The 13,612-nt window shown below is 66.9% G+C and carries 13 protein-coding genes; 5 read left to right on the forward strand and 8 right to left on the reverse strand.

The window, feature by feature from the left end; translation table 11 throughout:
* Positions 1-37 precede the first annotated feature (37 nt).
* The 4 genes from NR101_RS14830 to NR101_RS14845 form a co-directional block, all read right to left on the reverse strand.
* Positions 38-1,243 carry an RNA polymerase sigma factor gene (locus NR101_RS14830; protein ID WP_256777151.1) on the reverse strand — a complete coding sequence of 402 codons (1,206 nt, stop codon included), beginning with the start codon at positions 1,241-1,243 and terminating at the stop codon, positions 38-40.
* Between the two features lie 166 nt (positions 1,244-1,409).
* Positions 1,410-1,913, reverse strand: a complete 504-nt coding sequence (locus NR101_RS14835; RefSeq protein WP_256777150.1) for a pathogenicity-like protein — start codon at positions 1,911-1,913, stop codon at positions 1,410-1,412.
* Position 1,914: 1 nt separating this feature from the next.
* Positions 1,915-2,823: an acyl-CoA thioesterase II gene (gene tesB, locus NR101_RS14840; RefSeq protein WP_256777147.1), complete on the reverse strand. Its 909-nt coding sequence runs from the start codon at positions 2,821-2,823 to the stop codon at positions 1,915-1,917.
* A 534-nt stretch (positions 2,824-3,357) separates the two neighbouring features.
* Positions 3,358-4,137 carry an enoyl-CoA hydratase/isomerase family protein gene (locus NR101_RS14845; protein ID WP_256777142.1) on the reverse strand — a complete coding sequence of 260 codons (780 nt, stop codon included), beginning with the start codon at positions 4,135-4,137 and terminating at the stop codon, positions 3,358-3,360.
* 34 nt (positions 4,138-4,171) lie between these two features.
* Here NR101_RS14845 and NR101_RS14850 point away from each other — a divergent pair, with 34 nt between their 5' ends.
* Positions 4,172-4,618 (forward strand): copper chaperone PCu(A)C, encoded by a 447-nt coding sequence (locus NR101_RS14850; RefSeq protein WP_256777137.1) that lies wholly within the window; start codon positions 4,172-4,174, stop codon positions 4,616-4,618.
* Positions 4,619-4,872: 254 nt separating this feature from the next.
* On the opposite strand, the gene NR101_RS14855 is transcribed toward NR101_RS14850, so the two are convergent.
* The 3 genes from NR101_RS14855 to uvrA form a co-directional block, all read right to left on the reverse strand.
* Positions 4,873-5,598, reverse strand: coding sequence for an enolase (locus NR101_RS14855; RefSeq protein WP_256777136.1), 726 nt, complete (start codon positions 5,596-5,598; stop codon positions 4,873-4,875).
* A 154-nt stretch (positions 5,599-5,752) separates the two neighbouring features.
* Positions 5,753-6,160 (reverse strand): thioesterase family protein, encoded by a 408-nt coding sequence (locus NR101_RS14860; RefSeq protein WP_256777134.1) that lies wholly within the window; start codon positions 6,158-6,160, stop codon positions 5,753-5,755.
* Positions 6,160-9,162 carry an excinuclease ABC subunit UvrA gene (gene uvrA, locus NR101_RS14865; protein WP_256777132.1) on the reverse strand — a complete coding sequence of 1,001 codons (3,003 nt, stop codon included), beginning with the start codon at positions 9,160-9,162 and terminating at the stop codon, positions 6,160-6,162. Before uvrA ends, NR101_RS14860 begins: the two co-directional genes overlap by 1 nt.
* A 294-nt stretch (positions 9,163-9,456) precedes the next feature.
* Here uvrA and rplU point away from each other — a divergent pair, with 294 nt between their 5' ends.
* The 3 genes from rplU to cgtA all read left to right on the forward strand — a co-directional run bounded on the left by rplU (position 9,457) and on the right by cgtA (position 11,298).
* The gene (rplU, locus tag NR101_RS14870; protein ID WP_256777131.1) at positions 9,457-9,774 is read left to right on the forward strand and encodes a 50S ribosomal protein L21; all 318 of its coding nucleotides are present in this window, start codon (positions 9,457-9,459) and stop codon (positions 9,772-9,774) included.
* Between the two features lie 15 nt (positions 9,775-9,789).
* Positions 9,790-10,050: a 50S ribosomal protein L27 gene (rpmA, locus tag NR101_RS14875; protein ID WP_256777127.1), complete on the forward strand. Its 261-nt coding sequence runs from the start codon at positions 9,790-9,792 to the stop codon at positions 10,048-10,050.
* 195 nt (positions 10,051-10,245) lie between these two features.
* The gene (gene cgtA / locus NR101_RS14880; protein ID WP_256777125.1) at positions 10,246-11,298 is read left to right on the forward strand and encodes an Obg family GTPase CgtA; all 1,053 of its coding nucleotides are present in this window, start codon (positions 10,246-10,248) and stop codon (positions 11,296-11,298) included.
* Positions 11,299-11,560: 262 nt separating this feature from the next.
* Here cgtA and rpsT read toward each other — a convergent pair whose 3' ends face one another.
* Positions 11,561-11,830, reverse strand: a complete 270-nt coding sequence (gene rpsT / locus NR101_RS14885; RefSeq protein WP_019184515.1) for a 30S ribosomal protein S20 — start codon at positions 11,828-11,830, stop codon at positions 11,561-11,563.
* A 116-nt stretch (positions 11,831-11,946) separates the two neighbouring features.
* On the opposite strand from rpsT, the gene murJ reads away from it, so the two are divergent.
* Positions 11,947-13,551: a murein biosynthesis integral membrane protein MurJ gene (gene murJ, locus NR101_RS14890; RefSeq protein ID WP_256777167.1), complete on the forward strand. Its 1,605-nt coding sequence runs from the start codon at positions 11,947-11,949 to the stop codon at positions 13,549-13,551.
* The last annotated feature ends 61 nt before the right edge of the window (positions 13,552-13,612 follow it).

The raw sequence follows: 13,612 nt of genomic DNA on the forward strand, positions 1-13,612 counted from the left end.
CACACAGCGCCGGTCATCGACCGGCGCTGTGTCGTTTCTACAGCCGACCGGTCTGCCGCAGGCTGTAGAGCACCAGGATCGCCACCCCCAGGGTGACCACCACGATCGCCGCGCGGCCGTACATCAGCTGGTACTTCCAGTTCGGTCCATGGCGGCCATGGCGGGCGGCATCGCGCGCCAGCATGGGCGCCATCACTTTCTGCAGCGGGAACAGGCACTGATAGTTCACTGCGCCCATGCCCGCCGCCATCGCAGTCAGCAGCAGCCAGACCGGTGCCTCCAGCACGCTCAGCATCAGCACCGACAGGCACATCACCAGCGCGGTGACGCTGCTGAGGACCACGAATGCGCGGACCTGCTCGCGCTCGCGCGGGGTTTCCGCGTAGGACAGCAGATAGCGCCCGCCGAGGTAGCTGCCCAGCATGCCGCCGAGCAGGCTGCCGACGACCGTGCCGATGCCCAACATCTGGCCGGGGGCGGCGGTCTGGCTGAGCGCGGCGCTCAACGAGCCCAGCGCGGTGCCGCCGGACAACGTGGCACCGCCCAGGCCCAGCTTGCTGGTGCCCAGTCCGGTGCCGAGCAGGATCGCGGCGCTGGCCGTGCCGGGGGCGGCGATGATCAGCACCGAGGCCAGGGTGGTGGCGAAGGCGGCGCTGGGGGCGCTGCTGCGGGCGAAGTCGCCGAAGCGGCGCAGCATCTCTTCGCGCACGCTGGCGCGGGCGCGCGACAGCCGCTTGCGTACCGCCGCGTCGCTGAGGCCCAGCAGTTCGGCCACCTGCTGCGAACTCTGGCCTTCGCGGTAGTACAGCAGCAGGGTTTCCCGGGCGTCTTCGGGCAGCGCCGAGATGATTTCCTCGGCCGCCAGTTCTTCTTCCACCCGCTGCAGCCGCTCGGGCGCGGTCGGGCCGGGATCGGCGGCCATGTTGATCGCGATCTCGGCCGCTTCGCCGGACAGCGGTCGGCCGCGGTTGGCGCGCAGCCAGTCGCGCGCCAGGTTGCGGGTGATCTGGCGCAGCCAGGGCAGGAAGCTGGACGGGTTGTGCAGCTGGGTGAGCTGCTGCCAGGCCTTGATGAAGGCTTCTTGGGCGATGTCTTCGCTGGCCTGCACGTCGCGGGTGATCGCCAGGGCGATCGCGGTGACGGTGTTCTGGCAGGCCAGCACGATGCGGCCATAGGACTGCGTGCAGCCCTTGGCGGCGGCGGGCAGGTCGCGTTCCAGGGTGGTGGTCAGCAGCAGCGTCATGGCGTCCTTCCCGGGGGTGATCCGAGTATGACGACCGCAGCGACGGAATGTGACCGGGCAGTGCCGGCCGCTGGCCGGCTCTGCAGCTACCCGCCCGCAGGTAGTGCCGGCCGCTGGCCGGCTCCGCAGCTACCCGCCCGCAGAAGCAGCCGGCCAGCGGCCGGCACTACTTGGCGGGCTGGATTCTCACCCGGACTTCGTCATCTTCCGGCGGTGCGGGCTGGGCCGGGGCGGCGGCCGGGGCCGGCTGTACCACCGGGGCAGGGGCCACGGCGGGGGCGCTGCGGTGACGCATCACCACCACCATCGCCACGGCGGCGATGACCAGCAGCAGGCCGATGCGGATCCGCCAGGCCCAGTTGCGGCGCGGCGCGACCTCGCCCACCTGGTCGCGGAAAGCGAACTCGGCGGTGGGGTGGTCGCGGCGGGTGGTTTCCAGCAGGCGCGCATCGCGCAGGATTTCGCGCGCGCGCGGCTGGTCGTTGGCGTGCACCACCCACAGGGTCGGGTGGGTGGTGTTCTTGCTGGTGTCCAGGTAGCTGAACTGACTGCCCCGCTTGCTGTGGTACGAGCGCCCGTTGGTGATGCGCACTTCGATGCCGGCGTCGCGCAGCAGCTTGGCCACGCCTTCGACGGTCTCCACGCGCTGGCTGTTGAATATCTGTCTCATGTCAGTCCTTGGCCGGTACGGCGGCGGCCGCGTCACTGTCGGGCACCACGCGGATCAGGCCTTCCTGGGCGGTGCTGGCCACCAGCAGACCGTCGCGGGTAAAGAACTGGCCACGCGCCAGCCCGCGCGAATCCTGCGCGCTGGGGCTGTCTAGCGAATACAGCAGCCAGTCGTCGGCGCGGAACGGACGGTGGAACCAGATCGCGTGGTCGAGCGAAGCCATCTGCACGTGCGGCTGGTAATAGCTGATGCCGTGCGGGAAGGTCGCGGTGCCGAGCAGGTGGAAGTCCGACGCGTAGGCCAGCAGCGCCTGGTGCAGCTCGGGCGCATCGCCCACGGTTTCATTCAGGCGCAGCCACACCTGGTGGTAGGGCGGGCGCTTGGGCGGATGGAGTTCGTCGCGCGGGTAGACATGGCGGAACTCGAACGGGCCGCCGCGCGAGAGCCAGCGCTGCACCTTGATCGGCAGCCGCTCGAGCACTTCCGGCGGCAGCGGACGGTTGGGCTCGATGTCTTCCGGCTGCGGCACTTCGGGCATCTTGTGCTGGTGCTCGGCCCCGGTCTCGGCCTGCTGGAAGGAGGCCGCGCAGAAGAAGATCACCTTGCCGTGCTGGATCGCGGTGACCCGGCGTACCGAGAAGCTGCCACCGTCGCGGGTGCGGTCCACGTCGTAGACGATCGGGTGGTCGATGTTGCCGGCGCGCAGGAAGTAGGCATGCAGCGAATGCACATGGCGGCCGTTGTCCACCGTCGCCTGGGCGGCCGACAGCGCCTGGCCCAGCACCTGCCCGCCGAACACGTACTTGGTGCCGATGTCGCGGCTCTGGCCACGGAACAGGTTGTCTTCCAGGCGCTCGAGCGTGAGCAGGTCGATCAGCTCGGAGACGACGGGTTCGTGCGTGTCGGACAAGGGAAGCAACCGGCAGGGGGAGGACCCGAATTATAGGGTAGTGCCGGTCGCTGGCCGCATGACGGCAATGCACTCGCGCTGCCGCTCCTGCGGTTCGCTTGGCAAACCGCGGGGGCCATGTCATTGCCATCCACGCCCCCGGCGCTTCGCGGCCGCCCCGCCCTGATTCAGAGGCTCGCTTCAGGCTGGTGGATCCCACCATGCAGCGCATGGTGGGCGGGGGCGTGGTTGCCGGCCGTGGGCCGGCACTGCCTGGGGTGTGGGCATTGCTTGGTTGCCGGCCAACGGCCGGCACTACCTGGGGTGGGCATTGCTTGGTTGCCGGCCAACGGCCGGCACTACCTTGGGGTTTGGGCATTGCTTGCTTGCCGGCCAACGGCCGGCACTACCTGCGGTGCGGGCGTCGCTTGGTTGCCGGCCGTGGGTCGGCACTACCGGGGTGCGGGCATTGCTTGGTTGCCGGCCAACGGCCGGCACTACCTTGGGTTTCGGGCATTGCTTGGTTGCCGGCCATGGGCCGGCACTACCGGAGGGTCAGCCTTTGCCGAGGCGTGCTGCGAGGGTGTGCAGTGCCTGCTGGGCGTCCGGGGCGTACCAGGCCTCGACGAAGCGGTCGAGCTGGATCAGGTCCGCGTGCAAGGCCTCGTGGAGGTCGGCGCGGGCGATCGCGCGGGTCAGCAGCATCGGCTGGCGTGGGAGTTTGAGCAGGCGCTGCAGCCAGGCCACCGCGCGCGGCACCACCTGGGCGGCGTCGGCCAGTTCGTCCACCAGCCCGATCTCCAGCGCGCGCTCGGCCGGGACCATTTCCCCGCCCACCAGCAACTGGGTGGCGCGATGGTGGCCGACCACGCGGCGCATCAGGCGCTGGATGCCTTCGGGGGCGACCAGCCCCACCTGGACCTCGTTCAGCCCGATCACGGTCGGCTGCGCCGGGTCCGGGCTGCGGGCCAGGATCCGGTAATCGCAGCACAGCGCCAGCACGCAGCCGCCGGCCGGGGCATGCCCGGTCAGCGCGGCCACCACCGGCACCCGGCATTCGGCCAGCGTGCGCACCGCGCCGAAGAACGCCTGCCAGCTGTCCAGCAGCTTGTGCCTGTCATCGCCATGGCTGAGCAGATGGGGCACGTCCATGCCGGCGCTGAAGATGCGCTCGCTGCCGGACAGCACGATGCCGTGCACGTCATCGGCCATGGCCTGGTTGAGCGCGCCGATCAGGTGGCGGCACAGCTCGGTGTCCAGCGCGTTGACCGGCGGGCGCGCCAGCCGCAGTTCGCGGAGGGGGCCATGGTTGATCACCTCGATAAGCGTCGTCATGCTGCGATCTCGTTGCGGACAGGGAACTGAGGCGATGATAACCAAACCATTCGCGTGCGTATTGTTGGCCCTGTGTGCGTTCGCAACATCGGCCATCGCCGCCGAACCGGCGTGCGTGTCGGTGCGAGAAGGCTGGGTGCGGCTGCCGCCGGGGGCAATGCCGATGGCGGCGGGATATGGGCAGATCCACAATGGCTGCCGTAGCGCCGTGGTGGTGGTGGGCGCCGGCAGCAAGGCCTTCGGCGATGTGTCGCTGCACGAAACCACGCTGGTGGACGGGGTCAGCCGGATGCGCGCGGTGGAGCGGCTGCCGATCGCGGCCGGTGCCACGGTGGCGCTGAAGCCGGGCGGGCTGCACCTGATGCTGATGCAGCCGGAGGTGCCGCTCAGCGAGGGCAAGGTGTTGCCGCTGCGGCTGAGCCTGGAAGACGGGCGCAAGGTGGATGGGCAGTTGCAGGTGCGCAGTGGCGCAGCGCGCTGAGCGGCCATTGGCCAGAGGTGCCGAGCATGGCTCGGCACTACCGGGATGCGTCACAGGGTGATTGCGCGTCGCGCGGGCCATGATCGCCATGCCCGGCCACCGGGATGCGTCACAGGGTGATTGCACGTCGCGCGGCCCATGATCGCCATGCCCGGCTACCGGGATGCGTCACAGGGTGATTGCGCGTCGCGCGGGCCATGATCGGTAGAGCCGAGCCATGCTCGGCTGCCTTTTCCAAGACCCAGACGCTGCGGTTACGTCCAGTCGTAGGAGAACAGCACCGTGCGGCTGTCTGGTTCGTACAGCATCACGATCGCATCGGCGCCCGCCGCGCACCAGTTGTAACCGGCCACTTCGGCGACCGCGAAGAACGGTTTGCCGTCGTGGGTGATGCGCACGTTCTCGGCATCGTCGGGCCGGTCGCGGTCATACATCGCCGGGTCCAGTGCGATTTCGAATGCCGCCGGGATCTCCGCGGTCTCGGTCCAGTTGCCGCCGGAAATCTGCCCGCCGAGCCGGTCCAGATACGCCTGCTCGCCCGGCTCGCCATCGCCATAGCGCGAATAGCTGGCCAGGCGGCCGTGGATCTGGAAATAGGCGTGTGCCTTGGCGTAACTGTCGCGCATCTCGGCGATATGCTCCACCGCGTCGCTGTCCTGCACCTGCTCGCCGATGAAGTAGCCCACGTTGCCGAGGAAGCGCATGCGGTTGTCGGTGGTCAGTTCGAAGGCGATCCAGTTGGTACCGGTAAACGCGTTGTGGTGTTCCTGCGTGTCTTCGCCGATGCAGCCTTCATACGGCTCGATCGGGCACAGCATCGTGGCCACGGTGCCGGCCAGTTCCGGCCGCAGGATGCCCAGGTCGATGCCGATCAGCGGCAGCAGGTGCTGGGCCAGCCACGGTTGCTCCCGGGAAAAAACGTCGGCGGGGAACGGCGTCATTCCCGGAAGAAGTGTGCGGATGTCAGTCTGGTGGAACATGGCAGTCCTTTGAACGAATGGCGGTAGTGCCGGCCGCTGGCCGGCATCCATGCACATCGATCCGGCGTCATGAGGGTGCCGGCCAGCGGCCGGCAATCATGCACATATCCGTCCGGGAGTCTGAGGTTGCCGGCCATCGGCCGGCACTACCTGCTCAGGTGGACGCACTGCGGATCGCCTCCGGCAGCGGTGCGCTCTTGCCGGTCTGGGTGTCCATCCATACCACTACCACGTTGCCGTCCGAATACAGCGTGCTGTCGTTCTTCTCGTCCACGATGCGGTGGCCGATGGTCACGCTGCTGTTGCCCAGGCGCTCGACGAACAGCTCCACCACGATGTCGTTGGGCCACACGATCGGCAGGCGATAGTTGACATTGGTGGCCGCGACCACCGGTGCTATGCGGTCGGTCATCGACACGCCTTCCACGCCCAGCATCCAGCGCACGCGCGCTTCTTCCAGGTAGGAAATGTACTTGGCGTTGTTGACGTGGCCCATGCTGTCCATGTCGCGCCAGCGCACGCTGATCGGTACGCGGGCCAGGATCTTGTGTTCGGTACTCATCAGGCGTCCTTCTTCTTCTTGCTGGCGGCGCTGGTCTTGCTGGTCTTGCTGACCTTGCCGGTGCTCTTGGCCGCCGCCGCCTTCCTGACCGGCTTCTCCGGCTTGGCCTTGCGCGGTGGGCGGGCGTCGGGCTTGTTGGCAACCGCGGCCGGTCGCTCCGGACGCGCGCTGATGGAGGGCAGCATCTTTGCCAGGAACTGACCGGTGTACGAGGTCGGGCAGGCCGCCACGTCTTCCGGCGTGCCGGTGACCAGGATGGTGCCGCCGCGATGGCCACCTTCCGGACCCAGATCGACGATCCAGTCGGCGGTCTTGATCACGTCCAGGTTGTGCTCGATCACCACCACCGTGTTGCCTTCGTCGCGCAGCTTGTGCAGCACGCCGAGCAGCGCCTCGATGTCGTGGAAGTGCAGGCCGGTGGTCGGCTCGTCCAGGATGTACAGGGTGCGGCCGGTATCGCGCCGCGACAGTTCCTTGGACAGCTTCACGCGCTGGGCTTCGCCGCCGGACAGGGTGGTCGCGCTCTGGCCCAGCTTGATGTAGCTCAGGCCCACGTCGACCAGCGTTTCCAGCTTGCGCGCGATGCTCGGCACCGGCTCGAACAGCTTCAGCGCATCTTCGACGGTCATCTGCAGTACGTCGTTGATGTTGTAGCCCTTGTACAGGATCTCCAGCGTTTCGCGGTTGTAGCGCTTGCCGTGGCACACATCGCAGGGCACGTACACGTCCGGCAGGAAGTGCATTTCCACCTTGATCAGACCATCGCCCTGGCAGGCTTCGCAGCGGCCGCCGCGCACGTTGAAGCTGAAACGCCCGGGCGAATAACCGCGTGCGCGTGCTTCGGGCACCTGCGCGTACAGCTCGCGCAGCGGCGTGAACAGACCGGTGTAGGTGGCCGGGTTCGAGCGCGGGGTGCGGCCGATCGGCGACTGGTCGATGTCCACCACCTTGTCGAACAGGTCCAGGCCCTCGACCTCCTTGTAGGGGGCGATCGCGTGCGAAGAGCCGTTGATCTCGTTGGCGGCCAGCGAGAACAGGGTGTCGTTGATCAGGGTCGACTTGCCCGAGCCGGACACGCCGGTGATGCAGGTCAGCAGGCCCGACGGAATGTCCAGGTCCACGCCCTTGAGGTTGTTGCCGCTGGCCCCGCGCAGGTGCAGGGTCATCTTCGGATTGGGCTTGTGCCGGCGTGCCGGGATCTCGATGGCGCGCTTGCCCGACAGGTACTGTCCGGTCAGCGAGCGCGGCGAATCCAGGATGTCCTGCAGGGTGCCCTGGCCGACGATTTCGCCGCCATGCACGCCCGCGCCCGGACCGATGTCCAGCACGTAGTCGGCCAGGCGGATCGCATCTTCGTCATGCTCGACCACGATCACCGTGTTGCCCAGGTCGCGCAGGCGGGTGAGGGTGCCGAGCAGGCGCTCGTTGTCGCGCTGATGCAGGCCGATCGACGGCTCGTCCAGCACGTACATCACCCCGACCAGGCCGGCGCCGATCTGGCTGGCCAGGCGGATGCGCTGGGCTTCGCCGCCGGACAGGGTGTCGGCCTTGCGTTCCAGGGTGAGGTAATCCAGGCCCACATCGACCAGGAAGCCCAGGCGCTCGCCGATCTCCTTGACGATCTTGCCGGCGATCTCGCCGCGCCAGCCGGGCAGGGACATGCTGCTGAAGAACTTCAGCGCTTCGTCGATCGGCAGCACCACCAGTTCCGGCAGCGCACGGTCGGCAACGAACACGTTGCGCGCGGCCTTGTTCAGGCGTTGGCCGTTGCACTCGGGGCAGTTGCGCTCGCTGATGTATTTGGCCAGCTCTTCGCGCACGGCCGAGGATTCGGTTTCCTTGTAGCGGCGCTCGAGATTGGGAATGATCCCTTCGAAGCGGTGCTTGCGCTGGGTGCGGCCACCGGCTTCGGTGAAGTAGGTGAAGGTGATGGTTTCTTCGCCGCTGCCGAACAGCACCGCCTTGCGGACGTCTTCGGGCAGGCTCTGCCACACCGCATCGACATCGAACTTGTAGTGCTTGGCCAGCGAGGCGATCAGCTGGAAATAATAGGCATTGCGACGATCCCAGCCGCGCACGGCACCGGCCGACAGCGACAGCTCCGGGTGCACCACCACGCGCGAGGGGTCGAAGAACTCGGCCATGCCCAGCCCATCGCAGCCCGGGCAGGCGCCGACCGGCGAGTTGAACGAGAACAGGCGCGGTTCCAGCTCGGGCAGCGAGTAATCACAGACCGGGCAGCTGTACTTGGACGAGAACAGGTGCGCGGGCGCGTCCTCCACGTCCAGCGACTGCACCGAGACCATGCCGTCGCCCAGCTTGAGGGCGGTTTCAAAGCTCTCGGCAAGGCGCTGCTTGATGTCTTCGCGCGGACGGAAGCGGTCGATCACCGCCTCGATGGTGTGCTTCTGGCGCAGCGCCAGCGGCGGCACCGCGTCGATTTCATGCAGGGTGCCATCCACGCGCACACGCACGAAGCCCTGCGCGCGCAGCTGGTCGAACACCTGGGCATGCTCGCCCTTGCGCTCGCGGATCACCGGAGCCAGCAGCATGTAGCGCTGCTCCGGGTCCAGGGTGAGCACGTGGTCGACCATCTGGCTGACCGTCTGCGCTTCCAGCGGGTAGCCGTGGTCGGGGCAGCGCGGGCTGCCGACGCGGGCGTACAGCAGGCGCAGGTAATCGTAGATCTCGGTGATCGTGCCGACGGTCGAGCGTGGGTTGTGCGAGGTCGACTTCTGCTCGATCGAGATCGCCGGGGACAGGCCTTCGATATGGTCCAGGTCCGGCTTTTCCATCACGCTCAGGAACTGCCGGGCATAGGCCGACAGCGATTCCACGTAGCGGCGCTGGCCTTCAGCGTAGATGGTGTCGAACGCCAACGACGACTTGCCCGAGCCGGACAGGCCGGTGATGACAATGAGCTTGTCGCGGGGCAGGTCGAGATCGATGTTCTTGAGATTGTGCGTCCGCGCGCCGCGGATGCGGATGAATTCCATCGCCATGGGGGATCCGTTGTGAGGCTCTGGCCCGGAGGGCCGGCAAGCGGGTGGGGCAAGCGGAGACGGCAATCGGTCAGCCTACCGAGCTTGGGATTTGGGGGCAATCGCGCACATTGCCAGCCCCGGGTCTCATCGAATGCGACCCGCCGGGGCGTTACCTGAACAGGATTCAGGTCCAGACGGGGCAAGGCGGGGGGTGACTTGACCCGACCCACTCCCAGTCATTAAAATCCCGCTTCTGTCTGCCCTCGATGGCAGCAGTCCATAGACCACAATAACTACAGAGGAAGTCTGGTCATGTACGCAGTACTGGTAACCGGCGGTAAGCAATACCGCGTGGCGCAGGGCGAAAAGCTCCGCGTTGAAAAGCTCGAAGTCGAAGTCGGCAACGAGATCAAGTTCGACAACATCCTGATGTTGGGCGACAGCGATGGCATCAAGATCGGCGACGCGCTGAGCGGCGCTTCGGTCACCGCCAAGGTCGTGTCCCAGGGTCGTGCTGACAAGGTCCGGATCATCAAGTTCCGTCGCCGCAAGCACCACATGAAGCGTCAGGGTCACCGTCAGTACTACACCGAAATCGAGATCACCGGCATCGCCGGTGGCAGCAAGTAATCAAGGAGACCAGTCATGGCACATAAGAAGGGCGTAGGCTCATCGCGCAACGGTCGCGACTCCAACCCGAAGTACCTCGGCGTCAAGATCTTCGGTGGCCAGGCCATCGATGCCGGCAACATCATCATCCGTCAGCGCGGCACCCAGTTCCACCCGGGTACCGGCGTTGGTCTGGGCCGTGACCACACCCTGTTCGCGCTCGTCGACGGCAAGGTGGAGTTCTCGGTGAAGGGCCCGAAGAAGCGTCGTACCGTCAGCGTCGTCGCCGAAGCCTGATCTTCGCGATACGCGGGCGCCCACGCCTCGGCGTGGGGCCGCTGACGAAAGCCCCGCTTCGGCGGGGTTTTTGTTTTTATTGAATACACCGGTGCGGGGATCCTTCCCGCCACCGTCCCTGGATCGTACCGGGGACGTTAGACTCTGCGGTCGGGCGCATCCGTCGCCCATCGCCTCCAGTTGGCATCCAGAATCATGAAACTTGTAGACGAAGCAGAAATCCAGGTCACCGCCGGCAATGGCGGCAACGGCTGCGTCGGTTTCCGTCGCGAGAAGTTCATTCCGCTGGGCGGCCCGGACGGTGGCGATGGCGGCAATGGCGGCAGCGTGTGGATCCGCGCCGACGCCAACCTGAACACCCTGGTCGACTTCCGCCACGAGCGCATCTTCAAGGCGCAGCGCGGCGAGAACGGCATGGGCCGCCAGGCCTATGGCAAGGGTGGCGAAGACCTGATCATCACCGTGCCGGTCGGCACCGTGGTGATGAACGTGGCCACCGACGAAGTGATCGGCGACCTGACCCAGCACGATGACACCCTGCTGGTGGCCAAGGGCGGCCGTGGCGGTTTGGGCAACATGCACTTCAAGAGCTCGACCAACCGTTCGCCGCGCCAGGCGCTGCCGGGCGAAGAGGGTGAGGAGCGCCTGCTCAAGCTGGAGCTGAAGCTGCTGGCCGACGTCGGCCTGCTGGGCTTCCCCAACGCGGGCAAGAGCACGCTGATCCGCGCCGTGTCCGCCGCCACCCCGAAAGTGGCCGATTACCCCTTCACCACCCTGTACCCGAACCTGGGCGTGGTGCGTGTGGAAAATTACCGCAGCTTCGTGATCGCCGACATTCCCGGCCTGATCGAAGGTGCCGCCGACGGCGCCGGTCTGGGCGCGCAGTTCCTGCGCCACCTGCAGCGCACCCGCCTGCTGCTGCACCTCGTGGACATCTCCCCGATGGAAGGCGGCGTGGAAGGGGTGTCGCCGATCGAGCAGGTCCGTGCGATCGAACGCGAGCTGGCCAAGCACGACCCGGAACTGCTGGACAAGCCGCGCTGGCTGGTCCTGAACAAGGCCGACCTGATGTTCGAGGACGAGGCCAAGGCGGCCGCCGAGAAGATCGTGGCCGAACTGGGCTGGACCCAGCCGTGGTACCTGGTGTCGGCGCTGGGCCGTGAAGGCACCTGGCCGATCATGACCAACATCATGGCCTTCTTCGACCGCCAGAAGGAAGACGAGGCGCAAGCGCGCGATGCGTACTGAGCGCATCCGCGCGCCCCTGAGAAACCCGGCTGCGGCCGGGTTTTTCTGTGGTGTCGCAGGGCCGGGGCCACGCGATGCGTGGCGCGCGTCCGGCGCGCGTGGCTCTACCGTTGGCGCGGGCCGGAATGGATCGGTGGACGATCGCGGCAGCGCGGGCGCCCAGGAATCGCGCCCAACAAAAAACCCGGCCGGGGCCGGGTCTTTTTGTGCGATCGGGTCGAAGCCACGCAGGGCGTGGCTTTACCGCAACCACGTCGCCGGATCAGGCGGCCTTGATGGCCTTGATGCGCGCGGTCAGGCGGCTCTTATGGCGAGCAGCCTTGTTCTTGTGGATCAGACCACGCGAGCTGAAACGGTCGAGGATCGGCTGGGCAACAGCGAAGGCTGCCTCGGCGCCGGCGGCGTCATTGGCATCCAGAGCCTTGATCACCTTCTTGACAGCGGTGCGCAGCATCGAACGCTGAGCCGTATTGCGCGCGTTGCGCACGACGGTCTGCTTGGCGCGCTTCTTGGCGGACTTGATATTGGCCACAGTGGTGGTTTCCTGAAAAATCGGTGTAATGGGAACAGCAAGCTGGAAAGTATGATGGCTCGAAAAATGTACGTCAAGTCAATTGTCAAGAGGGAACACGGGTGAGTTCACCAAGGATGTTGCGGGGCCTGCTGTCTTTCAGCAGCATGACCATGATTTCGCGGGTGTTGGGGCTGGTTCGCGACCTGGTCATCACCACCACGTTCGGCACCAATGCGGTGACCGACGCCTTCTGGGTCGCCTTCCGGGTGCCCAATTTCCTGCGCCGGCTGTTCGCCGAAGGCTCGTTCGCCACGGCGTTCGTCCCGGTGTTCACGGAAGTGAAGGAAACCCGCTCGCATGCCGAACTGCGCGAGCTGATGTCGCGCGTGGCCGGCACGCTGGGCGGGGTGCTGCTGCTGGTCACGGCGCTGGCGCTGATCTTCGCACCGCAGTTGGCCACCCTGTTCTCCAGCGGGGTGGATACCGACCCGGCCAAGCATGGCCTGCTGGTGGACCTGTTCCGGTTGACCTTCCCGTTCCTGCTGTTCGTCTCGCTGACCGCGCTGGCCGGCGGGGCGCTCAACAGTTTCCAGAAGTTCGCGATGCCGGCGCTGACCCCGGTGATCCTCAACCTGTGCATGATCGCCGGCGCGCTGTGGCTGGCCCCGCGGCTGGGCGGCACCCCGGAGAAGCAGATCCTGGCCCTCGGCTGGGCGGTACTGGCGGCCGGGCTGCTGCAGTTGCTGTTCCAGCTGCCCTCGCTGAAGGGCATCAACCTGCTCACCCTGCCGCGCTGGGGCTGGCGGCATCCCGGGGTGCGCAAGGTGCTGACCCTGATGGTGCCGACCCTGTTCGGTTCCTCGATCGCGCAGATCAACCTGCTGCTGGATACGGTGATCGCCGCCAAGCTGACCGATGGCTCGCAGTCCTGGCTGTCGCTGGCCGACCGCTTCCTGGAGCTCCCGCTGGGCGTGTTCGGGGTAGCGTTGGGTACCGTGATCCTGCCGGCGCTGGCCCGCCACCACGTGAGCACCGACAAGACCGGCTTCTCCAGCGCGCTGGACTGGGGGCTGCGCACGACGCTGCTGATCGCGGTGCCGGCAATGCTGGGCCTGTTGCTGCTGGCCGAGCCGCTGATCGCCACGATTTTCCAGCATGGCGAGTTCAGCGCGTTCGATACCCGCATGACCGCGCTGTCGGTGTATGGCCTGAGCTTCGGCCTGCCGGCGTTCGCGCTGCTCAAGGTGGTGTTGCCGGCGTTCTACGCCCGCCAGGACACCAAGACCCCGGTGCGCGCCGGTATCGCCGCGCTGGTGGCCAACATGGTGTTCAACTTCATCCTGCTGGCGGTGCTGTACCAGGTGATGGTGCCCGAAGCGCTCAAGGCGCAGGGCGTGTGGGTCGCGCTGGGCAAGCAGCCGGGCCTGCACCTGGCGCTGGGCATTGCCAGCGCGCTGTCCAGCTACCTGAATCTCGGGTTGCTGTGGTACTGGCTGGGCAAGACCGGCGTGTACCAGCGCAAGCCCGGCTGGGCCGGCTACGTGACCCGCCTGGGCCTGGCCTGCCTGGCCATGGTGGCGGTGCTGCTGGGCCTGCTGTTCACCATGCCCGGCTTCACCGGCATGGACAAATGGCACCGCATCGGCAATCTGGCGCTGCTGGTCGGCAGCGGTGGGCTGACCTATCTGGTGGCCCTGGTCGCGATGGGTTTCCGCCCGCGCCACCTGCGCGAGCATTGATCCGTGGACACCCCGGCTATACTTCATGGCTATCCCTTGCAACGCATCGGCCCTGGTGGGC

It is taken from the genome of Stenotrophomonas sp. Ste86 (genome assembly GCF_024519465.1).
In the GTDB taxonomy this organism is placed as follows: domain Bacteria; phylum Pseudomonadota; class Gammaproteobacteria; order Xanthomonadales; family Xanthomonadaceae; genus Stenotrophomonas.

Bases quoted from the DNA above. Each gene is read 5' to 3' on its own strand.
- NR101_RS14830 (WP_256777151.1), bottom strand. From the start codon at position 1,243: ATGACGCTGCTGCTGACCACCACCCTGGAACGCGACCTGCCCGCCGCC.
- NR101_RS14850 (WP_256777137.1), top strand. From the start codon at position 4,172: ATGATAACCAAACCATTCGCGTGCGTATTGTTGGCCCTGTGTGCGTTC.
- NR101_RS14860 (WP_256777134.1), bottom strand. From the start codon at position 6,160: ATGAGTACCGAACACAAGATCCTGGCCCGCGTACCGATCAGCGTGCGC.
- murJ (WP_256777167.1), top strand. From the start codon at position 11,947: ATGTTGCGGGGCCTGCTGTCTTTCAGCAGCATGACCATGATTTCGCGG.
- NR101_RS14835 (WP_256777150.1), bottom strand. From the start codon at position 1,913: ATGAGACAGATATTCAACAGCCAGCGCGTGGAGACCGTCGAAGGCGTG.
- NR101_RS14855 (WP_256777136.1), bottom strand. From the start codon at position 5,598: ATGTTCCACCAGACTGACATCCGCACACTTCTTCCGGGAATGACGCCG.
- NR101_RS14845 (WP_256777142.1), bottom strand. From the start codon at position 4,137: ATGACGACGCTTATCGAGGTGATCAACCATGGCCCCCTCCGCGAACTG.
- rpmA (WP_256777127.1), top strand. From the start codon at position 9,790: ATGGCACATAAGAAGGGCGTAGGCTCATCGCGCAACGGTCGCGACTCC.
- rplU (WP_256777131.1), top strand. From the start codon at position 9,457: ATGTACGCAGTACTGGTAACCGGCGGTAAGCAATACCGCGTGGCGCAG.
- uvrA (WP_256777132.1), bottom strand. From the start codon at position 9,162: ATGGCGATGGAATTCATCCGCATCCGCGGCGCGCGGACGCACAATCTC.
- cgtA (WP_256777125.1), top strand. From the start codon at position 10,246: ATGAAACTTGTAGACGAAGCAGAAATCCAGGTCACCGCCGGCAATGGC.